20 protein-coding genes are annotated in these 26,906 nt (G+C 72.8%); 8 read left to right on the top strand and 12 right to left on the bottom strand.

Features of this window, described 5'->3' with window-relative positions:
* Positions 1–63 precede the first annotated feature (63 nt).
* From ACFXG1_RS14275 to ACFXG1_RS14260, 4 genes are all read left to right on the top strand, one after another.
* The gene (locus tag ACFXG1_RS14275) at positions 64–1,035 is read left to right on the top strand and encodes a tetratricopeptide repeat protein (protein ID WP_384718158.1); all 972 of its coding nucleotides are present in this window, start codon (positions 64–66) and stop codon (positions 1,033–1,035) included.
* A 683-nt stretch (positions 1,036–1,718) separates the two neighbouring features.
* On the top strand, positions 1,719–2,375 hold the full coding sequence (locus tag ACFXG1_RS14270) for a DUF6230 family protein (protein ID WP_384718156.1): 657 nt from the start codon (positions 1,719–1,721) through the stop codon (positions 2,373–2,375).
* Positions 2,376–2,471: 96 nt separating this feature from the next.
* Positions 2,472–3,065: a DUF6114 domain-containing protein gene (locus tag ACFXG1_RS14265; RefSeq protein ID WP_384718154.1), complete on the top strand. Its 594-nt coding sequence runs from the start codon at positions 2,472–2,474 to the stop codon at positions 3,063–3,065.
* Positions 3,055–4,452, top strand: a complete 1,398-nt coding sequence (locus ACFXG1_RS14260) for a hypothetical protein (RefSeq protein WP_384742514.1) — start codon at positions 3,055–3,057, stop codon at positions 4,450–4,452. Before ACFXG1_RS14265 ends, ACFXG1_RS14260 begins: the two co-directional genes overlap by 11 nt.
* Before the next feature lie 69 nt (positions 4,453–4,521).
* On the opposite strand, the gene ACFXG1_RS14255 is transcribed toward ACFXG1_RS14260, so the two are convergent.
* From ACFXG1_RS14255 to pta, 8 genes are all read right to left on the bottom strand, one after another.
* The gene (locus ACFXG1_RS14255) at positions 4,522–5,232 is read right to left on the bottom strand and encodes a toxin glutamine deamidase domain-containing protein (RefSeq protein WP_384742512.1); all 711 of its coding nucleotides are present in this window, start codon (positions 5,230–5,232) and stop codon (positions 4,522–4,524) included.
* Positions 5,233–5,252: 20 nt separating this feature from the next.
* Positions 5,253–6,347 (bottom strand): ADP-ribosylglycohydrolase family protein, encoded by a 1,095-nt coding sequence (locus ACFXG1_RS14250; protein WP_384717137.1) that lies wholly within the window; start codon positions 6,345–6,347, stop codon positions 5,253–5,255.
* 425 nt (positions 6,348–6,772) lie between these two features.
* Complete coding sequence (locus tag ACFXG1_RS14245) at positions 6,773–8,719, bottom strand: putative T7SS-secreted protein (protein ID WP_384717128.1); 1,947 nt, start codon at positions 8,717–8,719, stop codon at positions 6,773–6,775.
* Positions 8,719–9,402, bottom strand: coding sequence for a hypothetical protein (locus ACFXG1_RS14240; protein ID WP_384717125.1), 684 nt, complete (start codon positions 9,400–9,402; stop codon positions 8,719–8,721). Before ACFXG1_RS14240 ends, ACFXG1_RS14245 begins: the two co-directional genes overlap by 1 nt.
* Complete coding sequence (locus tag ACFXG1_RS14235; RefSeq protein ID WP_384742509.1) at positions 9,399–9,734, bottom strand: SseB family protein; 336 nt, start codon at positions 9,732–9,734, stop codon at positions 9,399–9,401. Before ACFXG1_RS14235 ends, ACFXG1_RS14240 begins: the two co-directional genes overlap by 4 nt.
* A 511-nt stretch (positions 9,735–10,245) precedes the next feature.
* Positions 10,246–11,670 (bottom strand): pyruvate kinase, encoded by a 1,425-nt coding sequence (gene pyk, locus ACFXG1_RS14230; protein WP_384742506.1) that lies wholly within the window; start codon positions 11,668–11,670, stop codon positions 10,246–10,248.
* A gap of 74 nt (positions 11,671–11,744) precedes the next feature.
* On the bottom strand, positions 11,745–13,004 hold the full coding sequence (locus ACFXG1_RS14225; RefSeq protein WP_384715017.1) for an acetate kinase: 1,260 nt from the start codon (positions 13,002–13,004) through the stop codon (positions 11,745–11,747).
* A 60-nt stretch (positions 13,005–13,064) separates the two neighbouring features.
* Positions 13,065–15,197 carry a phosphate acetyltransferase gene (gene pta, locus ACFXG1_RS14220; RefSeq protein ID WP_384742503.1) on the bottom strand — a complete coding sequence of 711 codons (2,133 nt, stop codon included), beginning with the start codon at positions 15,195–15,197 and terminating at the stop codon, positions 13,065–13,067.
* A gap of 332 nt (positions 15,198–15,529) precedes the next feature.
* Here pta and ACFXG1_RS14215 point away from each other — a divergent pair, with 332 nt between their 5' ends.
* From ACFXG1_RS14215 to ACFXG1_RS14205, 3 genes are all read left to right on the top strand, one after another.
* Complete coding sequence (locus tag ACFXG1_RS14215) at positions 15,530–16,555, top strand: ATP-dependent 6-phosphofructokinase (protein WP_384715012.1); 1,026 nt, start codon at positions 15,530–15,532, stop codon at positions 16,553–16,555.
* 427 nt (positions 16,556–16,982) lie between these two features.
* Positions 16,983–18,272: a hypothetical protein gene (locus ACFXG1_RS14210; RefSeq protein ID WP_384742500.1), complete on the top strand. Its 1,290-nt coding sequence runs from the start codon at positions 16,983–16,985 to the stop codon at positions 18,270–18,272.
* A complete protein-coding gene (locus ACFXG1_RS14205; protein WP_384742497.1) occupies positions 18,269–19,519 on the top strand; it encodes a hypothetical protein in 1,251 nt (416 codons plus the stop codon). Before ACFXG1_RS14210 ends, ACFXG1_RS14205 begins: the two co-directional genes overlap by 4 nt.
* A gap of 73 nt (positions 19,520–19,592) precedes the next feature.
* On the opposite strand, the gene ACFXG1_RS14200 is transcribed toward ACFXG1_RS14205, so the two are convergent.
* The 4 genes from ACFXG1_RS14200 to ACFXG1_RS14185 form a co-directional block, all read right to left on the bottom strand.
* Positions 19,593–21,800, bottom strand: coding sequence for a bifunctional serine/threonine-protein kinase/ABC transporter substrate-binding protein (locus ACFXG1_RS14200; RefSeq protein ID WP_384742494.1), 2,208 nt, complete (start codon positions 21,798–21,800; stop codon positions 19,593–19,595).
* A gap of 168 nt (positions 21,801–21,968) precedes the next feature.
* Positions 21,969–24,101, bottom strand: a complete 2,133-nt coding sequence (locus ACFXG1_RS14195; RefSeq protein WP_384742493.1) for a bifunctional serine/threonine-protein kinase/ABC transporter substrate-binding protein — start codon at positions 24,099–24,101, stop codon at positions 21,969–21,971.
* Positions 24,101–25,000, bottom strand: coding sequence for a hypothetical protein (locus ACFXG1_RS14190; RefSeq protein ID WP_384710365.1), 900 nt, complete (start codon positions 24,998–25,000; stop codon positions 24,101–24,103). The genes ACFXG1_RS14195 and ACFXG1_RS14190 overlap by 1 nt, the downstream gene beginning before the upstream one ends.
* A gap of 156 nt (positions 25,001–25,156) precedes the next feature.
* Positions 25,157–25,729, bottom strand: coding sequence for a MarR family winged helix-turn-helix transcriptional regulator (locus ACFXG1_RS14185; protein ID WP_384710362.1), 573 nt, complete (start codon positions 25,727–25,729; stop codon positions 25,157–25,159).
* 50 nt (positions 25,730–25,779) lie between these two features.
* Between ACFXG1_RS14185 and pip the strand changes: the two genes are divergently transcribed.
* On the top strand, positions 25,780–26,748 hold the full coding sequence (gene pip, locus ACFXG1_RS14180; RefSeq protein ID WP_384710359.1) for a prolyl aminopeptidase: 969 nt from the start codon (positions 25,780–25,782) through the stop codon (positions 26,746–26,748).
* Positions 26,749–26,906 lie beyond the last annotated feature (158 nt).

Here is a 26,906-nt window from a genome sequence, read left to right as displayed (position 1 = left end):
GGCTCCGCGGGGATTTCGCACCGTGCTTTTCACTTGCGCGCGCGAAGGGGGGAGGATGTACCCATGCAGCCTAGGAACATGTCCATGAGCGGCGTCGTCGACCTCGCAGCGGTGAAGGCGGCCAACGAGGCCAAGGCCAAGGCGGAGCAGGCCCGTGCCGAGGCCGCACGCCAGGGCGGCGTCGCGGCCGCCTCCCCCTCCGATCTGGTGATCGACGTCGACGAGGCGGGCTTCGAGCGCGAGATCGTGCAGCGGTCCGCCGAGGTACCGGTCGTCCTCGACTTCTGGGCCGAGTGGTGCCAGCCCTGCAAGCAGCTCGGTCCGCTGCTGGAGCGGCTGGCCGTGGAGTACAACGGCCGTTTCGTCCTCGCCAAGATCGATGTCGACGCCAACCAGACGCTGATGCAGCAGTTCGGCATCCAGGGCATCCCGGCGGTCTTCGCCGTGGTCGCGGGCCAGGCCCTGCCGCTGTTCCAGGGCGCGGCGCCCGAGGAGCAGATCCGGGCCACGCTGGACCAGCTGATCGAGGTCGCCGAGCAGCGGTTCGGGCTGACCGGGATCACCGTGGACCCGGACGCCGACGGCGCGGCCCCGGAGGAGCGGGTCGCGCCGCCGGGACCGTACGACTCCCTGCTGGCGGCGGCCGTCGAGGCGCTGGACGCGGGCGACTTCGCGGGCGCGGTGCGGGCGTACCGGAACGTCCTCTCGGACGATCCGGGCAATACGGAGGCCAAGCTGGGTCTGGCCCAGGCGGATCTGCTGGGCCGGGTCAAGGACCTCGACCCGCAGCGGGTGCGGCAGGACGCGGCGGCCCGCCCCGGCGATGTCGCCGCCCAGGTCGCGGCGGCCGATCTCGATCTGGTCGGGGGGCATGTCGAGGACGCCTTCGGACGGCTGATCGAGACGGTCCGGCGGACCGCGGGTGAGGAGCGGGACACCGCGCGCGTCCGTCTGCTGGAGCTCTTCGAGGTGATCGGGGCGGACGATCCCCGGGTCACCGCGGCCCGTTCCGCGCTGGCGCGCGTCCTGTTCTGAGGTGGTGTCACGACCGGCCGCCGGGCTCTGTCCGGCGGTCGGCGGCCGGTCGGCGGCGGCCGGACGTGACGGTTCGCGGCACGGGTTCGGCGGTGTGATCACGAGGTGTTCGGAAGCGATCAGGCGCGGCGGCGTTTTGCCAAATCTTGGTAAAGCGGGGCCCTGTTACTCGCAGTAAATCAACCACCTCGACCCGGCCCTGTTCGGTGGGCTTTCGGGGAGTATCGCCCCTTCTGGCGTCCGGGGTCGCCGCACCCTGGGTGGTCGTCCGCGGCGCTGTGGCGCGGCGGTGACCGGTACTACATTACTGACCAGTAACCAAGCCCCTTGTGTCCGGGCCTGGAATGCACCACGATCGGCCACGCTCGGTCCACTATCGCACCGGCCCGGTTGCCGCCGTGCCCCCGCGGTTTCTGGGTCCCCACCGGGCCGGCCGGTGACAACGCCGGACGCGGACAGGGGGGTTCCTGTCGTACGACAGGGCCTGTCCGAACCGAGGTCGCACCTGACGTGTCAGGTGCGATCAGTGGTTGTCGCTCGGGGGTGATCGCCGGTGTTCCGGACGCGGTACGCGCCCGGGGCCGCGGGCGCTCTCCTCCCCGAGGACGTAGCACTTCTCCCATCTCCGGGCGGGCGTACGCCGTTCTTGTCCGGGGTGGTACGTCCGAGAAGGAGGAACAGTCATGGAGTCTGTGGCTCGTGGCGGAACCAGATGGAAGCGGTTCGCCATAGTCATGGTGCCGAGTGTGGCCGCGACGGCCGCGATCGGTGTCGGCCTGGCGCAGGGGGCGCTCGCGGCGTCCTTCGCGGTGTCGGGCCAGGAGTTCAAGGTCAGGGCCGGGTATCTCGACGGCAAGGGATTCTCTCAGTACGGGGGCACGGTCGACGCTTACGCGGAGGCCGACGGGGACGAGACGATCAGGCGGCCGGTCATGATCTCGACCTTCAAGTCCGCGACGATCGAGGACATGTGTCAGTCGGTCGTCACCAAGGTGCCGTTCCTGGGGACGTTCACGCTGGAGCTGAAGGCGGGATACGGCGACAAGTCCGTCCGGGCCGAGAACCTCTATCTGGACGTCTCGGAGCTGAAGGGCGACGCCAAGTTCACCAATATCGACATCGGTATCGCCGCCAAGCACACCGATGACGGCGGAGACGTGGGCAAGGGCCCTCAGATCAAGGACGAGATCCAGCCCAACGGGTTCGCCCAGCAGGCGGACGGTGCCGTTCTCACGGGTGTGGAGCAGCGGGCGTGGGCCACCACGGCCGGGACCTTCACGCTCGGCGGTCTGGAGATGAGGATCAAGAAGGGCTCCGGTCCCGGAGTCGAGTGCTTCTAGGCGGACACTCTCCCGGGCGGGCGGTGACACCGGTGCGGCTGTGACCGCCCGCCCGACTCACCACCGGCAACACCAGTTCCAGGGAGCTGTTTTTCCATGAGCGCCGACTCCATGGCCACCGGGCAGAACGAGCACGTCCTTCGCGTCCTCCGGCGGCGGTTCCGTGAGTGGCGATGGCAACGTCCGTTCTGGGCGGGGCTGTTCACCATGCTCGGCGGCGTACCGATCGCCTATATCCCCTATGCGACCTTCAAGCTCGGTCATGTCACCCTCTCCCTGTCGACCACGGCGGGGGCGGCGTCGCTGATCATCGGCGTGCTGCTGGTCACCCTCGGGTTCACGATGTGGTTCCACCACATCGTCCGGGTGTTCGCCGGGATCGCCGCGATCCTGCTGGCGCTGGTCTCCCTCCCGGTCGCCAATATGGGCGGCTTCCTGATGGGCTTCGTCCTCGCCCTGGTGGGTGGCGCGCTCTCGGTCTCCTGGGCGCCGGGTGAACCCGTTCCGCCCCGGGACGCGTCGGCCGAACCCGAGGTCAGAGGCGCCGCGACGGCGCCCGCCCCCGCTGTCCCCGCCGCCCCGGCCGTGTCGGCCGAACCGGCGCTGCCGCCCGTCTCCATGGAGAAGACGGAGGTGCCCCGGGAGACCACCACCACCGAATCCGATGGCGGGAGGAACAGTGCAGGGTGACGACACGCCGCCGGGTACGGCCGGGTCCGACGGCCCCCGCGGCCGCAAGGGTCCCCGGCACGCCGCCCCCCGCAAGTCACTCCTGAGCAAGCTCCAGACGCCGACGGGGAAGGTCATCGCTCTCGCGGCCATGCCGACCGCGGTCCTGATGGGCATGGGTCTCACACCGCGGCTCGCGATAGCCGACGACAAGGCCCCGCCGTTCGCCCCCGGGCCCTGTGTGACCCGCTCCGACGAGCCCCCGGCCGAGCTGAAGGCGTCTCCCGGCCCCTCCGGGACCCCGAAGCCCACGGACACCACGTCGCCCTCGCGCTCCCCGGACCCGGGGCCCGGCGAGTCCGACGAGCCCGCGGGAGCCGGCGAGGGCGACTCCGGCGACGTACAGCGCCCCGATACCGACGCCCCCTCCGACGCCTCCTCCGGTGAGACGACGTCCGCGGCGGAACCGGCCGTCCGGGGCGAGTCCGCGCCGCCGTCCGCGAAGCCGGGCTCCGGGAAGACGTACAACCCGCTGGATCCGCTGGGTCTCGGCGACGCGCTGGAGGATCTGCTCGGTCTCGACCCCGACGACGACGTCCCCGATTCCGACGACGACCGTGACCCCGACTCCGACGACGACGCCGAGAAGACCCCGGTCCCCGCCCCCAAACCGACGGCCACGGAGACCGCGAGGCCGCCCCAGCGGCAGAAGCCCGCGACGGATACCGGGAAGCGGACCGCGAAGAAGCCCGCCGAGGGTACGGAGGACGGCGGCGCGGCGGACCGTACGAAGAAGTCCATCGAGGAGGCCGCCCGCCGGGTCGGCGCCGAGGTGGCGGAGCTGGACGAGGACGCCAAGGGGCTCGGCCCCGGGAAGGACGAGAGCATCCCCGCCGGTGCCGTGCCCCGCTTCCCGTGCCCCGAGGCCGACCCGGAGGCGCTCGCGGCGGCACAGGAGGAGCAGGGCATCCCGGGCCTGCCGGACGACCCGTGGACCCTGCGGAGCACCAAGCTCACCCTCAGAGGGCTCGACTACCACGGCATCGTGCGGGTCCGTACCGGCGGCGGCGAACTCAAGCCCGTCCTGAAGTTCACGGCGTCGAGCCTCGACATCAAGGATCTGCACCAGTCGACGGTGTCGACGATGGGCCGCACGATGCATGTCGCCGCGCGCGCGGACTCCGTCTCGACGATCCGCGACGGCACGGTGACCATGTACACGGAGGAGCTGACGGGCGATCTGTTCGGCATCATCCCGGTCACCTTCAGCCCCGAGACCCCGCCGCCGCTGAACATCCCGTACGCCGTCTTCACGGATGTGACGGTCAGGCAGGCGGGTCAGTTCGGCGGCACACTGACCATTCCCGGTCTGCACAACTACCTCACGGACGGCGAGCCGCCCTCGTAGACTCCTCCCGGTTCCCGGCCAGGAGTCCGGGCGGGGCCGGTACACACCACGGGCGGGCCGTGGGCCACTTCAGGTGTGGTCCACGGTCCGACCCGTCTCGCCGGGGAGTCTCCGTACGAGCACCACATCGCGCACCCAATGGGTGTCGAGCCGGGCGAGTGAGGCGGTGAGCGCGTCGAGGAAGACGGCCCGCCCCCGGAGGTTCTGCACATAGATCAGATGGCCCGATATCTCGTGACCGCCCATCGCGCGCCGCACCCAGACCAGCCCGCGGGTGTCGGGCCCCGGCTCCTCGACGGCCCGGACGACGTCGTGCCAGCCGTCCACCGCCAGCTGCTCGAAGCCGGGGAAGTGCCGGCGGCGCAGCCTGGTCCACCAGCCGGGCGCCTCGTGCCCCGGCTGCCACTGCACGGGGCGCGACGGGAACCCGTCGATCACGGTGTGGACGGCGGCGACGCACCCGCGGGCGTTGATCCTCCGGCTCTGGCCCGTGATCCGCTCGGCCGCCGCCGGCGGCGGCACCGGCTGGAGATCCGCGAACGGGTCGTTCGGGGCCGGATGGAAGGGATGGCCGCCGATCTTGGGGACGACGACGGAGGACGCGAGCATGGGGGTGCGCGGAAAGCCCGGCTGGGCCAGGGTGCGGCAGGCCATCAGCCACGCCGTGTCCGTCTCGCAGACGGGGCGCGGCGCGGCGAGTTCGACGAGTCCGCCGTACGTCCCTTCCAGCCAGGCGGTGGCGCGCCGGGCGGGGTCCGCCGGGTCCGGAACCGACATCATTCTTTCTCTCTCCGACCAGGTCAGTCGACGGCGTCCCAGACCGCGGCGACGGCGCTGATGCGGTCCTTGTACTCGATGGCCTCGCGCCACTCCGGGGGCCAGGACGTGCCGCCGCGCTTGGCTCCGGCGAAGGCGCCGGCCAGGGCGGCGATGGAGTCCGAGTCGCCGGACGAGTGCGAGGCCCGCATGACCACCGAGCGGGGATGGCCGTCGTACTTGTCGACGAGCAGGCAGTACAGGGCCGTGGCCAGCGCTTCCTCGGCAATCCATCCGGCGCCCACGGCCTCGGACGGGTCGCGCTCGATGTCCTTGACCCGCAGCGCGTCGGCCGCCCTGTCGAGGGCGCGCAGAGTCTCGTCCCAGCCGAAGGCGATGAACGCCGCGGGGTCCGCCGCGTCCGCCTTGGCGGCGAGGTCGCCCAGCCAGTCGCCGTGATACGTGGTGCGGTACCGCTGGGCGTACGCGCGAAGCTCGGGGAGCAGATCACCGAGCGGGCACCGGTGGGCGAGGAGCCAGGTGGCGTGCGACGTCAGATCGCTCGCCGCGAGCGCCGTGGGATGGCCGTGGGTGAGCGCGGCCTGCAACTGGGCGATACCCGCGCGCTGCTCGACACCGAGGGCGGGGATCAGCCCGACGGGGGTGACCCGCATATTGGCGCCGCAGCCCTTGGAGCCGATGACGGTGGCGTCCTGCCAGCGCATCCCGCGTTCGAGGTCGGCGCAGGCCCTGAGACACGTCCCCCCGGGGGCGCGGTTGTTGTCGGGGCTGTGCAGCCAGGCGCCGAAGTGCTTCCGGAGGGCCACTTCGACGCTGTACGGGGTGAGGGCGGCGGCGGCCTCGCGCGGACCGTGCCCCTCGCGGGGGGCGCCCGCGGCCTCCACCAGGGCCTCGCCGACCGCCAGCGCCATCTGGGTGTCGTCGGTCACCCGGGCCACATCGCCCGCGGAGAGCGGCAGGCCCATCTCGGTCCAGGGGCCGAACGTGGCCGTGATCTGCTCCATATTGAGGAACTCGGTCGGATAGCCCATGGCGTCGCCGATGGCGAGACCGAAGAGGGAGCTGGCGGCCGCCTTCCTCGTACGATCGGTGTTGAAGTGGCCGGCGAGTTCGCGCATGTCACGGAGGCTCTTCGCCTGGGCGAGGGAGCCCTGCACGAGATGCGTATGCCTCCCGGCAGGCCACCGCTGAATCAGCTCGGTCACGGCTTGTGACGGCGTGAGGCCGCGCTCCTTGCCCGCCCTGAGCCGTTCCCTCCAGTCGGTGCCGAGACTGCTGGCGCGCGAACCCACGGACCTGAAAGGGGTCCACCCGGCGGCGTCGTCCTCGTCGTTGAACCAGACGTAGCCGACGGGCGCGTTCGAGTTGTCGGCCACGGTCACATAGCCCACCGGACCGTTGGTCGAGAACTGGTAACGCGGCGGTCCACCGGTAATGCGTGCGCCCGACCCGTCGTCCTCGAAGATGCGAAGGTTGGTGGTTATCGGGACGAAGCGGGGGCGTCCGGTGTTGTGGTGGCCGGAATTCATGCGCTCTTCCTCTGCTAGTTATTCGGCAGAACAGTGCCGTAGATATGCCACTGCCCGCCGTCCTCGAAGGCGCGCGTCACTTCGTACGAGGTGCCGCGCCCGAGGAGCAGCTCCCGCTCGCTCCCCTTGAAGTAACTCACATTCTCCATCCACATGGCCGGATGCCCTTCGGGTACCCGGAGATGCAGGACGCCCTCCTTTCCGCTGAAAGACGACACCGTGCCGTTGTCGCCGAGCGATGTCGACAGATAACCGGGCTCCGTGATCTTCTCCCCGATGAGATCTTCAACATTCTCGAACTGGAGATAGCGCACATCCTGCCCTCGGACCACCATGACGTCCTCCGGAACCGGTCGGCCCGCCAGCGCCTTGTCGGCGTTCTCAATATTACGGAGGACCTCGGGCCTGCCCATATCGGCATCGCCGCGGAGGTAGCCGTTCATATCCGCGTACATGGAGCCGGAGTAGTCCTTGAGTGCCTGCCGGGCATCGTCCGGCAGTGAGTCGGCGTAATCGTTCCAGTGCTGCCCGCCGAATTGGGCCGCTTCGGTGTCGTTTCCGAGATCGCGTACGCCCCCGCGCAGTTCGGCGGAGGCGATCGCGTGCTTCTGCTCGGTACTGAGTTCGTCGAATGCCTCGTTGGAGAGCTTCTGCGCGTCGGGCGCCAGGTCGTCCGCCCGCCCCGCCACGCCCCCGCCCGTGTCGTCGAGCGATGGGAACTGGTCGTCGAGGAACCGCTCCAGCAGACCGGGGCTCGCGGCGTCCCCGTGCACGCCGGGCGGGCCGAAGCCGTCCCCGTACGACGGGGCGTCGGGCGAGGCGTTCGGGGCGTCCCGGCCCGCCAGCCGTGCGCCGCCCTTGGCGAGCCCCGCCCCCTTCGTGCCGAGGAGTTCGGGCAGCAGGCGCCCGACGAACTCGGTGGGGTTGTCCCTGAACCCGTCGACGGCGGCCTGGACGACCCGGTCGGGGTGGGAGACCGTGGAGACCAGCCCGGCGAGCGTCAGATTGACGTTCTGGTAGTACGCGGCCGGGTTCTTGAGGTTGTAGGGGTCCATCGGATTGAGGCCGCGGGCGAAGTTGAGCAGGCCGGCGGTGCCCTTGACGATGCCGCCGGCCAGCTGGCCGGCCTCGATGGTGAGCGCCTGGTTCACGTCGAGGAAGTTGTTGCCCAGACGGCTCAGCGGCGGTGGCTCGGCCGGGGCGTGGGCCAGGGTCGCGTTGATGGCGGACGCGGTACGGGACGCGGCCTCGTTCCGGATCAGCCGGGCGTCCTCCAGGATGGTCTCGGCCTTCTTGCGGTCGGCCACCCCCGGGTCCACCCACTCGTCCGGCCGAGGGCCGGGGTCCTGGCCCGAGAAGATCTTGGCGTTGTAGGCGTTGACCTTCTCGTTGTGCGCCTTGGCCGACGCCTCGCTCGCCCGGCTGCCCCGGCGGTAGGTGTCGATGGCCTCCTGGGCCTTGTCCTGCGAGCTCTTGACGGTCTCGGCGTAGGAGTCCAGGGCCTTCGCGGCCCGCTCGCAGGCGTCCGCCGCCCGGGCCCACTTCGCCGGGTGGACGTCTGCCTTCTGGTGGAAGGCGTCCGCGGCCTCGCCCCGCCAGCCGGACGAGTCGACCTTCCGCATGCCCTGGCCGACCCGGTCGAACGCGCTGGAGAAGTCCTTGAGGTGCCCGGTGGACTCACGGATCTCGCCCACCTTGCCGTGGACGAGCTGCTTCGGGTCGTCCGTATGGCCGAGACCCTGCTCGCTCGGGGTGGCGCCGAGGCCGGCCGCGACATGGTCGCCCGCGTTGTGGACGAAGTCACCGGCCTCGTCCAACCCGACGTGGTCGAGGGCGTTGCCCAGCTTGTCGCTGCCGTAGTCGACGGCCTCGCCGAGCTTCTCCTTGCCCGAGTCGAGCAGATCCTCCCCGACGCTCAGACCCTTGTTGACCGCGCCTTCGAGATCGCCGAGAAAACCCATCAGCCCTCGCCCCCGCCGGGCCCGCCCTGCGCTTGCCGGGCGGCCTCGGCGCGATCCTCGGGGGAGGGGCCGAAGGTGTCGTTCAGCCACCAGTCGTAGTCGGCGTCCGAGACCCCGAGATCGTCGTGGAGGTTCTGCGGCGTGAGACCGTACATCAGGAAGCGTGAGGTCATCAGATCGCGCCCGGCGTCCTTGTACCCCTGCTCCACGTTGGCCCGGGCCTCCTCCCACGACTCCTTGCTGTAGTCGGCCTCGCCGAACGCACCGGACTTCGCGATATCGCCCCAGCCCTGCCGGACCACCTCGTCCTCGGTGGCGTAGGGGTTGCCGATCATCGCGTTGGTGCCGATCTTCAGAAAGCCCTCCACGTGCTTCTCGGTCTCGTAGTACGTGCCGGCCGACAGTCCGGCCCCCCGGGCGAAGTCGTTGGCCTCGTTGATCAGTGAGCGGACACCCCACTCCCACCGCTCGCAGAACGTGGAGAACTTGTCCGCGACCTCCTCGTGCCCCAGCTCCAGACCGGAGAGCGCGATATCACCGAAGCCGCGCCCGGTCCCGGCCGTGCCGACCATGCCGAGCTCCCTCAACTCGGCCAGAGCGTCGGTGAGCCCCTTCGATATCAGGTCGAGTCCTTGGGCCCGCAGGTCCTCTCCCCCCGGGCCGGAACCCCCGTCGTTGCTCAACCGAGCTCCCCCTCATGGTGATCGGAATCGATCGCCGCCTCGTCCGGCACGATCCCCCGCACGGGCGGGAACACCATGCCGCGCGCACCGTCGGCGCAGTTCAGCGCGATACCGCAGGGCATCCCGGCCGCGGGCACCGCCACATCGAGCAACCGCGCCCCGAGGACGGTCTGGTACGTCCACTCCTCGTGGGAGCGGCCGAGCAGCTCCGCGTACCGTGCGAGCGCGTCCTCGTCGGTGAAGGCCAGGACGAAGCGGATGCCGTTGTGGTCGGCGGTCAACCAGCCCTGCCGGGTCTCCGGGCCCGCACCCTCACCGAGCGGCACCAGCACCGCCGTTCCCCGGAAAGCGGTCAACAACGCCGCGAATTCCCGGCGATGACGGTCCTCCGGCGATTCCCCGGCGGCGGGACTCCCGACCGGCGGGGAGGCGCTCCACTCCCGGGCCGCGCCCTGCCGTTGACCGACGGACGGTTGCCCGCCGGCCGGTTGACCGTGGGCCGGTGCCATGTCCGCATAGGCCGACAGCCGTGACGCCCGCCGGGCCGTGGCGGCCCGCTCGGGGCCCGGCGCTTCGTGCTCCGTCCCGGGCGGCTCGTGCGTCATCGGACCCCCGTTGCTGCTGGCGAACTGAAATCGCCGGTGCGCGGCGCCGGACGAGGCGCCGGTCGGCTCAGGTCCGTCCGGGGCGCGGCGTGTTCACGGCGGCGGCGATTATCCGCGCATCATACTGACGGTCGATCATCACGGGCCAAGCGTGTGGCGGCGTGTCAGGGTCCGGAGAACGGGACGGGGCCCGGTCCACGAGTGGACCGGGCCCCGTCGGGCGTTGCTCGTCAGGCGGTTACGACTTGGAGCCCAGGTGGTGCACCCGGACCATGTTCGTCGTGCCCGGGACACCGGGCGGGGATCCCGCGGTGATGATCATGGTGTCGTTCTCGTTGTAGCGCTGGAGCTTCAGCAGCTCGGCGTCGACGAGGTCGACCATGGCGTCGGTGTTGTCGACGTGGGGGACCACGAAGGACTCGATGCCCCAGCTCAGGGTGAGCTGGTTGCGGGTGGACTCCTCGGTGGTGAAGGCCAGGATCGGCTGGCAGACCCGGTAGCGGGAGAGCCGGCGGGCCGTGTCGCCGGACTGGGTGAAGGCGATCAGGGCCTGGCCGTCGAGGAAGTCCGCGATCTCGCAGGCCGCGCGGGCCACCGAGCCGCCCTGGGTGCGCGGCTTCTTGCCGGGGACCAGGGGCTGGAGGCCCTTGGAGAGCAGCTCCTCCTCGGCGGCGATGACGATGCGGGACATCGTCTTGACCGTCTCCAGGGGGTACGCGCCGACCGAGGACTCCGCGGAGAGCATGACCGCGTCCGCGCCGTCGAGGATGGCGTTGGCGACATCGGACGCCTCGGCGCGGGTCGGCCGGGAGTTGGTGATCATCGACTCCATCATCTGGGTCGCCACGATCACCGGCTTGGCGTTACGGCGGCAGAGCTCGACCAGCCGCTTCTGGACCATCGGGACCTTTTCGAGCGGATACTCGACGGCCAGGTCGCCGCGGGCCACCATGACACCGTCGAACGCCATCACGACATCGAGCATGTTCTCGACGGCCTGCGGCTTCTCCACCTTGGCGATGACGGGGACGCGCCGGCCCACCTCGTCCATCACCTTGTGGACGTCCTTGACGTCGCTCGCGTCCCGGACGAAGGAGAGCGCGACCAGGTCGCAGCCCATCCGCAGGGCGAACTTCAGGTCCTCGACGTCCTTCTCGGAGAGCGCCGGGACGTTCACCGCGGCGCCGGGCAGGTTGATGCCCTTGTGGTCCGAGATGACGCCGCCCTCGACGACGATCGTCTTCACCCGCGAGCCGTCGACCTCGACGACCCGCAGTTCGACATTGCCGTCGTTGATCAGGACCTGGTCGCCCTTGGTGACATCGCCCGGCAGACCCTTGTACGTGGTGCCGCAGATGGTCTTGTCGCCGGGCACGTCCTCGGTGGTGATGGTGAACTCGTCACCCCGCACCAGCTCGACGGGTCCCTCGGCGAAGGTCTCCAGCCGGATCTTCGGGCCCTGGAGGTCGGCCAGTACGCCGATCGCCCGGCCCGTGTCCTCCTGCGCCCGGCGCAGCCGGTCGTACCGGCCCTCGTGGTCGGCGTGGGTCCCGTGGCTCATGTTGAAGCGGGCCACGTTCATACCGGCCTCGATGAGAGCTTTCAGCTGCTCGTACGAGTCGACGGCGGGGCCCAGTGTGCAGACGATTTTGGAACGGCGCATAAGGCGGATCCTATCGGTTTGTTTCGACTCGGAATATTCCGTCTGGCGGAAGATACAAATGGGCGGGTATTCGCTCAGTCGAGTGATTCCGCGGAGACCAGTGCGAACGTCTGCCGGGCGATCTCCAGTTCCTCGTCCGTGGGGACGACCGCCACCGCGACCCGTGCGTACGGCGGCGAGACGATCCGCGCGTGCGGGGAACGCTCCTCGTTGAGACCCGAGTCCAGCGTCAGGCCCAGCTCCTCCAGTCCCGCGATCGCGGCGGCCCGTACGGGTGCCGCGTTCTCGCCGACGCCCGCCGTGAACACCACGGCGTCCACCCGGCCGAGTACCGCGTAATACGCTCCGATGTACTTCTTCAGGCGATGGATGTAGACGTCGAACGCGAGCCGCGCCCGCTCGTCGCCCTCGTCGATCCGGCGGCGGATCTCCCGCATGTCGTTGTCGCCGCAGAGCCCCACCAGGCCGCTCTTCTTGTTGAGCAGGACGTCGATCTCGTCCGTCGACATCCCCGCGACCCGCCGCAGATGGAAGGTGACCGCCGGGTCGACGTCCCCGGACCGGGTACCCATCACCAGACCCTCCAAGGGCGTCAGGCCCATCGAGGTGTCCACACACCGGCCGCCGGCCACCGCGGAGGCCGAAGCGCCGTTGCCCAGGTGCAGCACGATCACATTGACGTCCTCGGGCGCCTTGCCCAGCAGCCGGGCCGTCTCGCGCGAGACATAGGCGTGGGACGTGCCGTGGAAGCCGTACCGCCGGATCCGGTGGGCGTCCGCCGTCTCCACGTCGATGGCGTACCGCGCCGCGGACTCCGGCATCGTGGTGTGGAACGCCGTGTCGAAGACCGCGACCTGCGGGAGATCGGGACGGAGCGCCCGCGCGGTCCTGATCCCGGTGATGTTCGCCGGGTTGTGCAGCGGTGCCACCGGCACCAGCCGCTCGATCTCCGCCAGCACCTCGTCGTCGATCACCGTCGGCTCCGAGAACCGCAGTCCGCCGTGGACCACCCGGTGGCCGATCGCCGCCAGCTCCGGCGAGTCGAGGCCGAGGCCGTCCGCCGCCAGCTCCTCCGCGACCGCCTCCAGCGCCGCCGCGTGGTCCGGGATCGCCCCGGTCCGCTCCCGCAGCCCGGCCCCGCCCCCGGCCAGCGGGGTGTGCACCAGCCGGGACGCCTCCTCGCCGATCCGCTCGACCAGGCCGACCGCGAGCCGGGACGCGTCCCGCATGTCGAGCAGCTGGTACTTCAGCGACGACGAGCCGGAGTTGAGGACGAGGATCCGGGCCGGGCCCGCCGGGTCCGGTGCGGTGGGGGAGGAGGGGGAGGTGGTCACGGGTGGGATGCCTTCTGTCGCCGGGAGGGGTGCTGGACGGGGGACGGGCGGGGTGGTTCTTCAGACGGGAGCGGGGGCGGGGGCGGGCGCCGGTACGGTCCGGTCCTGCGCGGGCTGCGCCTGGATCGCGGTGATCGCCACCGTATTCACGATGTCGCCGACCAGGGCGCCGCGGGACAGGTCGTTCACCGGCTTGCGCAGCCCCTGGAGCACCGGTCCCACGGCGACCGCGCCCGCGGACCGCTGGACGGCCTTGTAGGTGTTGTTGCCGGTGTTCAGGTCCGGGAAGATCAGGACGGTCGCCCGGCCCGCGACCTCGGACTCGGGCAGCTTGGTCGCGGCCACCGACGGCTCGACGGCCGCGTCGTACTGGATGGGACCCTCGATCCGCAGCTCCGGGCTGGTCCTGCGGACCAGCTCGGTCGCCTCCCGCACCTTGTCCACGTCCGCGCCGGAGCCGGATGTGCCGGTGGAGTACGAGAGCATCGCGATCCGCGGCTCGACACCGAACCGGGCGGCGGTCGCGGCGGACTGGACGGCGATGTCCGCGAGCTGCTCGGCGTTCGGGTCCGGGTTGACCGCGCAGTCGCCGTACACCAGCACCTTGTCCGCGAGGAGCATGAAGAAGACCGAGGAGACGATGGCGGCCCCGCCCCCGGGGTCGGTCGGCTTACGGGTCTTGATGATCTCGAAGGCGGGCCGGATGGTGGCCGCCGTGGAGTGCACCGAGCCGGAGACCATGCCGTCGGCGAGCCCCTCCTCGACCATCAGGGTGCCGAAGTAGTTGACGTCGGCCACGACGTCGTACGCCAGCTCCACCGAGACGCCCTTGTGGGCGCGCAGCTCCGCGTACCGCTCGGCGAACGGCTGCCGCAGCTCGGAGGTGTTCGGGTCGATCAGCTGGACCGAGGTCAGGTCGATGCCCAGATCGGCGGCTTTCTTGCGGATCACGTCGGGGTCGCCGAGCAGGGTCAGATCGCAGACGTCCCGGCGGACCAGGACATCGGCGGCGCGCAGGACCCGCTCCTCGGTGCCCTCGGGGAGGACGACCCGGCGGCGGTCGGCCCGCGCCTGCTCCAGCAGCTCGTGCTCGAACATCATCGGGGTCACCCGGCCGCTGCGGGCCACCGCGAGCCGCTCCAGCAGCGTGCCGCTGTCGACATGGCGCTCGAAGAGGCCGAGGGCCGTCTCCGCCTTGCGCGGGGTGGCGCCGCTGAGCTTGCCCTCAAGACGGAACAGCTCGGCCGCGGTGGGGAAGCTGGTGGCGGCGACGGAGATCACCGGGGTGCCCGGGGCCAGCCGGGACGCCAGGGTGAGGACCTCGGCGGTGGGCCGCTCGTCGAGGGTGAGCAGGACGCCCGCGATGGGCGGGGTGCCCGCGGAGTGCGCGGCCAGCGCGCCGACCACCAGATCGGCCCGGTCGCCGGGGGTGACGACCATGCAGCCGGGGGTCAGGGCCGTGAGGAAGTTCGGCAGGGTGGCGCCGCCGAAGACGAAGTCGAGCGCGTCGCGGGCGAGACCGGAGTCGTCGCCCAGCAGGACCGTTCCGCCGAGGGCGTGGGTGATCTGGGCGACCGTCGGCGCGGCGAGGGCGGGCTCGTCGGGGAGGACGTAGCAGGGGACGGGGAGGCGGGCCGCGAGCCGCTCGGCTATGGACTCCCGGTCGGCGGGGGCCACCCGGTTGACCGTGAGGGCGAGGATGTCGCAGCCCAGCGCCTCGTACGCGCGAAAGGCGTTGCGCGCCTCGGCCCGTACCGACTCCGCGGTCTGGCCCCGCCCGCCGACCACCGGGATCACGGAGGCGCCGAACTCGTTGGCCAGCCGCGCGTTGAGCGCCAGCTCGTCGGGGAGCTGGGTGGCGGCGAAGTCGGTACCGAGGACGAGGACGACCTCGTACTCCCTGGCGACCCGGTGGAAGCGGTCCACCAGCCGCGAGACCAGCTCGTCGGTGCCCTGCTCGGCCTGGAGGGCGGACGCCTCGTGGTAGTCGAGGCCGTAGACGGTCGCGGGGTCCTGGGTCAGCCGGTAGCGGGCCCGGAGCAGCTCGAACAGCCGGTCGGGGCCGTCGTGCACCAGGGGCCGGAAGACGCCCACCCGGTCCACCTGGCGGGTCAGCAGCTCCATGACTCCCAGCTCGACGACCTGCCGGCCGTCCCCGCGGTCGATTCCGGTCACGTACACGCTGCGCGTCACGTGTGTTCTCCTGTCCGCCCGTCCGCCAGCTCACGCCACCGTGATGCTCGTGCGACTCGTCAGTTGTGGTGTTCTATGTGTTTTGTACGTTTATGCCCTGGTGGGGGCCGTAAAAGAACCCGCCGGTGAGCGGATTTCCCCCTTGACGATACCTCTGTCGGTGCGCTAAGCGCCTGGCGGGCTCAGGCCCGGAGGGGACAGGCTCGGGCTCGGAGGGACGGGCGCGGGAGCCGAGGGCGGCCGCGGAGGGAAGCGGCAGCGGCGGCCCCCGCGGCGTGGAACAATTGTTTTCCGGCTCAAACGTCCCATTGACGAGCAGGAGACACAGCGCGATGCGAATCGGAGTGCTCACCGCCGGAGGCGACTGCCCCGGACTGAACGCGGTCATCCGGTCGGTCGTGCACCGGGCCATCACCGGGCACGGCGACGAGGTCATCGGTTTCGAGGACGGCTTCAAGGGCCTTCTCGACGGGCACTACCGCCCCCTCGACCTCAACGCGGTCAGCGGCATCCTCGCCCGGGGCGGCACCATCCTCGGCTCGGCCCGGCTGGAGCGCGCGCGGCTGCGCGAGGCGGCCGAGAACTGCGGGGAGATACAGCGGCGGTACGGGATCGACGTCCTCATCCCGATCGGCGGCGAGGGCACCCTCACCGCGTCCCGGATGCTCGCGGAGGCGGGGATGCCGGTCGTCGGCGTACCGAAGACCATCGACAACGACATCTCCGCCACCGACCGCACCTTCGGCTTCGACACGGCCGTGACGGTCGCCACCGAGGCCATCGACCGGCTCAAGACCACCGCGGAGTCGCACCAGCGGGTCATGGTCGTCGAGGTGATGGGGCGGCACGCGGGCTGGATCGCCCTGGAGTCCGGGATGGCGGGCGGCGCCCACGGCATCTGCCTCCCGGAGCGCGCCTTCGAGGTCCAGGACCTGGTCAAGATGGTCGAGGAGCGGTTCGCCCGGGGCAAGAAGTTCGCCGTCGTCTGTGTCGCCGAGGGCGCGCACCCGGCGGAGGGCTCCATGGACTACCGCAAGGGCGAGATCGACCAGTTCGGCCACGAGCGTTTCCTGGGCATCGGCAACCGGCTGGCGGCCGAGCTGGAGCACCGGCTCGGCAAGGAGGCCAAGCCGGTCATCCTCGGGCATGTGCAGCGCGGCGGCGTTCCGACGGCGTACGACCGGGTCCTCGCCACCCGCTTCGGCTGGCACGCGGTCGAGGCCGCGCACCGGGGCGACTTCGGACGGATGACGTCCCTGCGCGGCACGGAGATCGTGATGGCGCCGCTCGCGGACGCGGTGCGGGAGCTGAAGAAGGTGCCCGAGGAGCGTATGAACGAGGCGGAGTCCGTCTTCTAGTCCGGTAGTCCGGATTCTCGTTCGTCTTCCGGTTCATCGTTTTGTTTATGGGCCCGTATGCGTACGGGTGGCACGGGCGCCGGGGGCGCGGTGTCCGCCTGACGAATGGCCTCGGTCGATCCCCGTGTCGTCGGCCGAGGCCATTCGTGTGTTCCCCCGTGTTTCCCCCGTGGCCGTCCGCACCCGCGATCAGTGCCCCTGTCTGCGGTGCGCGGCGGCACTCCCCACTCTCCGCTCGAACGGGCCGCGAGAGCAAGGGAATCGGCTGTCCCGGACATGTCCCGGCCGGACCCGGACAGGGTCCGGGCAGGTCAGCTCCGTACCGGCGGCGTATCGGCCGGTGATGGCCGGGCCCGGCGGCTGTCCTTTGGTAGCGTCCGGCGCGGACCGTGAACCGAGGTCCGGAGGCCGGGGGCGTGGGGGACGGATGCGGGGAACGGGCGGGTTACGTACGGACGAAGGCGGCGCGGGCGGCTGGGGCGGCTCGGGCGGGGAAGCGCCGATACCGCCCGCCGGCCGGGCCCGGCCCCGTACTCGTACCTGGGCCGTTCCGGCACTGGCGCTGATCGCGCTGGTCGCCGCGGGCACCTCCGTCGCCGACGAGCTGACCCGACGGGACCGCGCCGCCGACAACCGCGCCCAGCTAGACCGCGCCTGCCGGGGGCTGCTGCCCGCCGAGCGGCTGCGCCCGTACCTCCCCGACACCTCCCGGGGGCGGCTGACCGAGTACGGCACCCTCGTCGGTACCGACCCCGCGCGGGGGACCCGCGCGCTGTACGAGTGCCGGCTGTCCTGGGGCGGCGGCGGGCCGCGCGGCGCGTACGGAGCGCAGGCCGTGGTGCGCGCGGTCGCCCTCGGGCGGCCGGGGGACGACGGCGGCCCGACCCTGCCGCGCCCGGAGGGGCAGGCGTTCCCGCTGGCGCTGCCGCCCTCCGCGCTCGGCGAGTCCTCCCTCTCCCGGGGCCTGGCCGCCGCCGACCTCGTCGTCACCTGTCCCGCCGGGGTCGTCCGGCACGGCGGCGAACGGACGACCGATCTGCGGATCCGGGTCGACCTGCCGCGCGACCGGTCGACACCCGATCCCGATCCCGATCCCGGCGCCGACGCCGCCCGGGATCTGGCGGACCGCCGGGCGGCGGCCCGTACCGCCGTCGCGGTCGCCGACTGGGTCACCGCGCGCGCCGGCTGCGGCGCTGCGCCGGTCGCCCCCGTCGCGGCCGGGGAACCCACCGCCGGGACGGCCCTCTGCCGCTGGCTCGGCCGGGGCGTACCGGGGCTCGGCGGCGGCCGGCCGGCCGACCCGGTGGCGCCGTACACGACCCGCGTCGGGGCCTGCGGGGCCGGGCGCCCCGGCGGGGACCGGATCGAGGCGGTGAGCGGCTCCGGCGCATGGGGGACCAACGTGTACGAAGACAGCGGCACCGCGTCGCCCGTGCGGCGCGACGACGGCTCCTGGGAGTGGACCGGAGGTTCGCCGTGGGCCGTGGCGCGGGCCTCGTCCCGGTGCGGGGGCGCGCGGGTCTACCACCGGGTCGCCGTCGTCCCGCCGTACGTCGCCCCCGGCGAGGACGGCCGCAGCCGGCTGGCGCGCGCGGACGTCGACCGGCTGGAGGAGACGGCACGGCGCGTACTGGCCCGCTATCTGGCCGCGCCCGACGCCTGGCCGGCGCGGTCCGGGTGCCGGGACACCACGACGCTCCCGGGGGAGTCCGGATGAGCCGCCCCGGTGACGGTGCCGACGTCCGGCCGAGGGGGGAGATCGTCTTCGACGAACCCGTCGACACGCACGCGGCAGCGGCCGGGGCGCCCCGCCGACGTGTGCCCCGTACCGCCGCGGCGGGGGCGCTCGCCCTGTCGCTGGCCGCCGCCGCGTGGTTCGTCTTCGGCGACGGGTCCGAAGGCGACGCCCTCGACCGGGCGTCGGCGTCCGCCTGCGACGGTCTGGCGCCGGTACCGGAGGTCCGGGCCGTCCTCGGCTCAGGACCGCTCGCCGACGACCCCGACCGGGCCGTGTCGGAAGGCACGGACGCCGCGGTCGCCGACGGCGTGCGGTCGGCCCGGCCCCTCACGGTGCGCTGCGTCATCACCCGTACCGGCGGCGGGGACGGCGAGCACCCGGACCGGGAGAGCACGGTGGACATCGGCGTACGGTCCGTACCCGCGTACGGGACCGGGGGAGCGGGCCGGGACGGCCTCCCGTACCCGGGGACCTCCGCCAGGAAACCCGTACCCGTCGGCCACGGCTGGTACGGCTTCCTCGACCACGGCGAAGGCGGCTCGGACGACGCGTCAGCCGCCGTCCTCCTCGACTGCTCACGAGAGCGGCCGGAGGCCGCGCCGGACCTGCTGGTCACCGCCGAGACCACGATCGACGGCAGTGCCACGGACGACCCGGAGGACCGGGTCGGGCTGGCCCGTCTCATCACCGCCGTCGCGGCGGCGGCGACGGAGCGGTACGGCTGCGGCGCGCGGACCGGGGACGTACCGACGACGGCCCCGCTCGCGCCCGTCGACGACGAGGCCGTCCCGCCCGCCGCCGCGCGCGGCGCCTGCGCCGGGATACGGCCGGACTTCCCCGGCGCCCGGCTGCTGGAGAGCGCACCCGGGCTCGCGCCGCGCGCGTACTGCCGGGTGGTCGGGACCCCGGGCGCGGAGGAGTTCGGCGGCTCACCGCCGGACCGGCGCGGCTACCCGCTGGAGGCGTACTACGGGCCGTACGCCCGGGAGGCCCGGCAGGACCTGGAGGACCGGACGGACCCGGAGGACCGGGACGAGCCGGACACCGGGTCCGTGACGGTGAGCGCGTCCTGCGGGCTCGGCGATGAGCCCGCGTTGTACGTACTCCCGCACGGCGCGCGGGACCCGTCCGCCCGCCGCGCGCTCACCACCTTCGCCACCGCTTCGGCCCGCGCCCACGGCTGCGCGGCGCCGGGGCCCCTCCGGGAGGCCGGCGGGAACGGCTGACGGCCCCGGAACGCCGCCCGTGTCCCCCTGACCGGCCGTACCGGCTCCCCGCGCCGGGGCACCCGGTGTCCGCCTACTTCACCTGGTCGTACCGTCCCAGACAGCGGAACGACCCCCGGTCGGCCCGGTACAGGAACGAGGACGCCTCGAACTGGAGCAGTTGGAGGCCGCCCGGCTGGAAGCGGAGTGGTTTCGCCACGCCTTCGTACGAGGAGCGGAAGATCCGCTCGGCCACCTCGCCCGGCGCGACGGACTCCCGTGACCCGAAGGAGTCCAGGGCGGCGGCGACGAGCCCCACCGCGTCGTGGGCCTCGGCGGACCAGCGGGGCGGCGCGGTGCCGTACCGCTCGCGGTAGGCGGCGGTGAACGCCTTCGCGGCCCCGGTGGTGGCCGACCGCGGCTCGGCGTAGGGCGCCTCGAAGACCCAGCCGTCGGCCGCCCTCCCCGCCGCCCGCAGGAACTCCGGCCGCATCGCCGGTTCGACACCGGCGCGGGTGCCGGTGAAACCGGCCGCGGCGAGCGCGCGGGCGCAGGCCGCCGCGCGGGTGGCCGAGGTTCCGGCGAAGACCACGGCCTGCGGCCGGGTGTCCAGCACCCGGTCGACCACGGGCCCGAAGTCGTCCCGGTCGGCTGCCATCACCTCCACGGACACCGTGCCGTCGGGCTGGTTCGGCGGCGACTCGCGCAGATCCCGGCTGAGGACCCTGGCCGCGGCGCCCGACGCGGCGTCCTCGATGACGGCCGTACGACGGCTGTCGGCCACCCGGGTCAGATAGGAGATCACCGGGAAGGAGCGGTACGAGGAGGGCGCCCGGACCGCGCAGAGGGTACGGGGGCCGACGACACCGGTTCCGACCTGGTCCGGGTCCGGCGACACCAGCAGGAACGGCATCGAGCCCTCGGTGTACACCGGCGCGGCGGCGCCCGCGGCGGCGACCGTGCCGGGACCGATGACCGCGCACACCGCCGCGTCCGCGACGAGGCGCCGGGCCGTCGCCGCCGCCCGGCCGGCCTCGCCGCGATCGTCCCGGACCGTCAGCGCCAGCCGGAAGGGCGCGTCGTCGCGGGCGTTGTGCCGGGCGATCGCGATCCGGGCCCCGCGCTCCTGCGCCGTACCGGTACCGCCGCCGGACAGATCCGCCTGTAGCGCGATCGTCCGGGTCGGCACCGGGCGGCCGGTGCCCCGGCCGGGGTCGCGTCGCGACAACAGCGCCGCCGCGGTGGCGCCCGACGCGGCCACGGCCGCCGAACCGCCGATGATCAGCGCCCTCCGCCGGGTGGGGCGCCGCTTCGTGGGCTTCGTGGGCTTCGTGGGCTTCGTGGGCGGCTCCGGCTCCCGCTCCTGGCGCACGGTGGGGAAATCCGCGGGCAGCCGGGGCGGCGGGTCCAGGGCCCGGGCCGAGCGGTCCGCCACCAGACGCACCACCTCCGGAGGCAGCCATCCTTCGCCGTCGCCCGACCCCCCGGCGGCCTCGCAGACCGCCCGGAGTCCGGCCGCGGTGGGCCGCCGCCCGGGTGGCTTCGCCAGGCACCCCGCGATCGCCGCGGCCAGCTCCGGCGGTACCGCTCCGGCCAGCCCGTCGAGGTCCGGCTCCTCGTGGACCGTGCGGTACAGCACCGCGCCGGGGTCGCCCGTTCCGAACGGCCGCCGCCCGGTCGCGGCGTACGCCAGCACGCAGCCGAGCGCGAAGACGTCACCGGGCGCCGCCGTCCCGCCGTCGCGGGCCCGGACCTGTTCGGGCGCGAGAAAGCCGGGCGTACCGATCAGCGCGTCCGGCGCGGTGAGCACCGTCGCCCCCGCGCCCTGGGCGATACCGAAGTCGATCAGCCGGGGGCCGTCCAGGGCGAGCAGGATATTGCCCGGCTTGACGTCCCGGTGGACCAGACCCGCCGTGTGCACCTCCGTGAGCGCCCGCGCCAGCCGGGCGCCGAGCGCGGCGACAGTTCCCCCCGGCAGCGGCCCCAGCGCCGCCACCGCGTCGGCGAGTGAGGGGCCCGGTACGAAAGCGGTGGCAAGCCAGGGCGCGGCGGCCTCGGTGTCGGCCGCCGTCACCGGGACCACCCACGGTCCGCCGAGCCCGCCCGCGAGCCGCGCCTCGCGGCGGAACCGGGCCCGGAACGCCGGATCGGCGGCGTGTTCGGGGCGGATCACCTTCAGGGCGACGGGTGTGCCGTCGGCCGCGCGGGCCAGATAGACTGTGCCCATCCCGCCCGAACCGAGCCGGGCGAGCAGCCGGTGACCGCCGAGCGACTCGGGGTCCCCGGGCCGTAGTCCGCGCATACGTTCTTCCTCGCCTCGCCCGGTCTACTGTTCTCGCCGTTCTCGCCGGCCCGGCTGTTCCCGCCGGTCTTGCCGCTCTTGCCGTTCTCGCCGGTCCTGCCGTTCCGTCGGCCCGCAGTCCCCGCAGTCCCCGCAGTCCCCGCGGTTTCCGCCGTTCCCGCCGGACCGTCAGTTGGGCACCTTCAACGGGCCCACATAGCCGAAACCGCCCCGCTCGACCCGGTAGTGGTGGACGTGCTCGGCCTTCAGAAGGCGGCTTTCGTCATAGGCGAAGGTCTGCGTAAGACCCTTGTACCTGACCCCCGCCAGGGCCCCGCCCAGCTCCCGGCGGCCGGCGCCGTCCTTGAGGGCGGCGATCCGGTCGGCCAGCATCCGGATCGCGTCGTACGTCTCCGCCGCTCCGGTCGCCGGGGCGGAGCCGTAACGCTCGCGGTACGCGGTCGCGAAGCTCCGTACCCGCGCGGCGCCGGGACCGATGTGCGAGGTGATCGCCTGCCAGCCGTCGCCGCGCGCGCCCGCGGCGCGGACGAAGGCCGCCGTCGCCGATGACGCGTCGAGGAACCGGGGCCGGGTGAAACCGCGTTCACCGAGGGCGCGGGCCACCACGGCGGCCCGTTCGGGTGTGCCGGTGTAGTAGAGGGCGTCGATACCCCGGGAGAGCATGTCGCCCAGGACGGCGGCCGGCTCGGCCCGTTCCGGAACCACCCGCACCTTCAGGTCGAGACCGAGATTGCCCGCCGCCCCCTTCGCCAGGAAGGTCAGTTCCCAGCGGGGGAAGCCGCCGGCGCGGTCGATCAGCATGCCGGGGCGGCGGGCGCCCTGCGCGGCGATCGCCATCATCGTCACGTAGGCCGTGTAGGGGCGGATCGGAGCGGCCCGGTAGTACCACTTCGGAACCGCGAGCAGCGATGTGTGGGCCGCGGCGAGCGACAGCTCGGACACCGACACCAGGGGGAGCCGGGCCCGCTCGTACACCTCCACGGCGGCCACGGCCGAGGTGTAGCCGGTCGGTCCGAGTACGGCCAGGACGGCCGGATCGCCCGTCAGCCGCCGGGCGGCGCCCACGGCGCGGGCCGCCTCGCCCTTGTCGTCGACCACGTCGAGGGAGAGCGTGAACGGCTTGTCCGCACGGGCGTTGAACTCGGCCGCGGCCAGCCGGGCGGCGCGTTCCTGCGCGATGCCCTCCGCCTTCTGCGGGCCGCTGAGGTCCGCGTGGACGCCGATGACCCGCCGCGGTTCCGCGCCCGCCCCCGGGCCCTCGTCCCGATCACGGAGCGCCCACCACAGGGCGCCCCCGCCGCCCGCCGCCAGCAGCGCCGTACCCCCGGCGGCCAGGGCGAGGACGCGGCGCCGCCCCGGCGGGTCCCGGCGCTCGGTGTCCCCGCCCACGGCGAGCGTCGAATCGATGCCCGGCAGCGCCAGTACGGCGTCCGCGCGCCGGGCGATCACCGACACCACCCGGTCCGGCAGCCAGTCGATCGTGCCCTCCGGCGCGTCGCCCGTCAGTGCCCCGTCCACCTCGGCGGCCCCGGGCCGGCCCGCCGGGTCCTTGGCGAGACAGCGGCCGAGCAGATCCCGCAGGCCCTCGTCCCGGACGTCCGCCAGATCGGGCGCGTCGTGCACGGTGCGGTACAGCAGCGCGTCCACCGCGCCGGAACCGAACGGGGGGCGCCCGGTGGCCGCGTAGGCGAGCACACAGGCCAACGAGAAGATGTCGGCCGCCGGGCCCACCGTGTCGGCCCGTGCCTGTTCCGGGGCGAGGAACCCCGGTGTGCCCACCACGACCCCGGCCGAGGTCAGTTCGGTCGCTTCGGCGGACGTGGAGCGCGCGATACCGAAGTCGATCAGCCGGGGCCCGTTCATCGCCAGCAGGACATTGCCCGGCTTGACGTCCCGGTGCACCAGCCCCGCCGCGTGCACCTCGGTCAACGCGCGGGCCAGCACCTTGCCCAGCACCCGGACGGCCTCCGGAGGCAGCGGGCCGCATTCCACGACCGCCTCGGCCAGCGACGGGCCCGGGACGAACGCCGTGGCGAGCCACGGCGCCCCGGCTTCCGTATCCGCGTCCAGGACCGGTACCACCCAGGGGCTCCGCACCCGGCGGGCCGTGGCCACCTCACGCCGGAACCGGGCCCGGAAGGAGGGCTCCGCCGCGAAATCGGGCTGGATCACCTTGATCGCGGCCAGGTCGCCGTCGGCGGCGCGCGCGAGATAGACCACGCCCATGCCGCCCGCGCCCAGCCGGCCCAGCAGCCGGTACGCGTCCAGCCGCGAGGGGTCCTCCGGAAGCAGCCGCTCCATCACCTGCCGCCCTTCGACGCCGTCGGCGCGGGCGCGGACGGCGTCGGCGCGGACGCGCCGGGTCCGGACCCGGGGACGCCGTCCTTGGTCCCGGTATCGCGTCCGATCTCCTCACGCGCCCGGAGCTGCATCGTCGGCACGGCCTTGACCATGATCTTCATCAACTCCTCCATGCCGTAACCCCGCCCCCCGCACACCGAAGCCGACGCCACCATCGAGCCGTACGTCACCTGCTGCCACGAATACGGGTACGGCCCGCCGTGCTGGTCGCTGACGCACGTCCCCGTCTCCCCCAACGAGTCCTCGCTGTACAGGTTGGCGCCCTCACCGAGCCTGGCCGGCTGGGACACAAGACCGGTCAGCCGCTCGCCGCCGCGGAGCACCTGCTCGTCGCAGTGGAGGGACTCCTCCACCATCCGGGCCTGCTCCCAGGCGGCGTCAGCGGCCGCACGATGGACGGTGACGGTCGCCGAGAGCCGCACCCGGCCCCGGCCCGCCGCCGGAGGGATCTCGAAATGCCGGGTGAGGGTGGCCAGGACGTCGCCGGGCAGCGGCTCGCGGTTCCAGACACAGTCGCCGCGCAACACCGACCAGGTGCGCGGATCGCTCTCGTACGGTGCGGCCTCGCGCACCTCGGCGGGGAACTCCCCGGGCCCGGCGATCACCCTCGCGATCAGCTTCCGGGCCTCCTCCGGTGTTCCGGGCTGCGCCTCCGGGTCGGCCGGCTTGGGAGCGGGAACGGGCGATACGGCCGGATCCGGCGCGGCGACGACCACATCGCCGCGTGACGGCCGCCCCTCCCGCGCGTCGTCCCCGCCCCCGCCGCCGGTACAGCCCGCGAGCAGCAGTCCGCACAGGGCCAGGGGTCCCCACCCCGGCCGGGCCTTCGCATACGCCACGATCCCCGCCCTTCGTACCGTGTCCGTTCGGCACGCGCCGGTACGTGTCATCCCCTCGACCGCCCCCGTGCGCACCTCTTCGCGCCCATAGCGATGCTCGCGGGACGGCGGCCGGTTCCCGCGTTCCGGCCGGGACCTTCCTGCCCGGAACGCGGTCTACGCGGTTTGGGCGGGGTTCTCGGTGTTCTTGGTGTTCTCGCGGGTCTCGGGGTTCTCGGGGTCTTCGGGGTCTTCGGGGGGCGCGGGTTTCGCGCACTCCGCGATCCGGGCGCGCATCGGGCGGCCGCGCAGGGCCGCGATCGCCTCGTCGACCAGGGCGCTCAGCGGATACGACAGCTCCGCTTCGAGGCGGGCGGCGGCCTCGGCGGTCGCGGCCGACTCACGGGCCAGGACGGGAAGCAGCTCCTCGGCCGCCGGGGTCGGCCGGACGATCCGGCTGCGGGCGTCGGCGCCGGGGGAGAGGGTCGCGAGGCCGTCCTCCGCCATCCGCGCCACCGTCTGGCTCATGGCGGAGTGGGTGACCCCGGTGGCCAGCGCCAGATCCCGGATGGAGCGGGGTCCTTCGGCGGCCAGGACACGGACGACCGGGGTGTAGCGGGGGCGGAACCCCGGCAGACCGAGGTCCGCGTAGACGGCCGCGACATCGCCGTCGAGCAGCTCCAGCAGATGGCGCAGCCGGGTGCCGAGGAGTTCGGGTCCGCGCCGGGGAACGGAAGGAGGGGTGGACACGGGAAGTAATGTAACAGCGCTGTTGTATCTCTGCGAGGGGAGTCACCGCCGTGATCACCGCCCGTGAGCTGTATCCGCCCGTCGAGCCGTACGCGTCCGGCATGCTCGACGTCGGCGACGGCCAGCGCCTCTACTGGGAGGTCTGCGGCAATCCGGACGGCAAACCCGCCGTCGTCGTCCACGGCGGCCCCGGCAGCGGCTGCACCGAACGGATGCGCCGCTACTGCGACCCGGAGCGGTACCGCATCGTCCTCTTCGACCAGCGCGGCTGCGGACGCAGCACCCCGCACGCCGCCGACCCCGGCACCGATCTGCGCCACCACTCCACCGACCGGCTCGTCACCGACATGGAACGGCTCCGGCGGCACCTGGGCATCGACCGCTGGCTGCTGTTCGGCGGCTCCTGGGGCTCGACCCTGATCCTGGCCTACGCCGAGGAGCACCCGGAGCGGGTGTCGGAGATCGTCCTGTCCAGTGTCACCACCACCCGCCGCTCCGAGACCGACTGGCTGTACCGGGGCGTCGGCCGGTTCTTCCCCGAGGAGTGGGACCGCTTCCTCGCGGGCGCCCCCGGCACGCCCCGCGACGGCGATGTGGTCGGCGCCTACGCCCGGCTGATGAACCACCCCGAAGCGGCGGTCCGCGAGAAGGCGGCGAACGACTGGTGCGCCTGGGAGGACGCGGTGGTCTCCGCCGAGCCCGGCCCCCGCCGCAACCCGTACGCCGACCGGCCCGACCGGGCCCGGCTCGGGTTCGTCCGGATCTGCTCCCACTACTTCGCCCACGGCGCCTGGCTTGAGGAGGGCGCCCTGCTGCGCGACGCGCACCGCCTGACCGGGATCCCCGGGGCGCTGACCCATGGACGGCTCGACTTGAGCAGCCCCCTCGACACCGCCTGGGAACTCGTCCGGGCCTGGCCGGACGCCGAACTGACCGTGATCGAGAACGCCGGCCACCTGGGCTCCGCCGCCACCAGAACCCGCCTGCTCGATGCCCTCGACACCTTCGCGGCGCCCTGACGCGCGGGGGGTGCACGACGATCGGCACGCGCGCCACGACCCCAGGGGGCACCGGCGCCAGTCCCGTGGCACGTCGGGGTTCTGGTGACAGCCCGGATTTCGAGGCAGATTGCTGCTTCGCGGGAGTTGTCGAGTCCCGAGAACCCGTGTGGCCGCGC

This window comes from Streptomyces sp. NPDC059248, assembly GCF_042753905.1.
In the GTDB taxonomy this organism is placed as follows: Bacteria; Actinomycetota; Actinomycetes; order Streptomycetales; family Streptomycetaceae; genus Streptomyces.
This window is presented reverse-complemented; position numbering and strand designations above follow the sequence as displayed.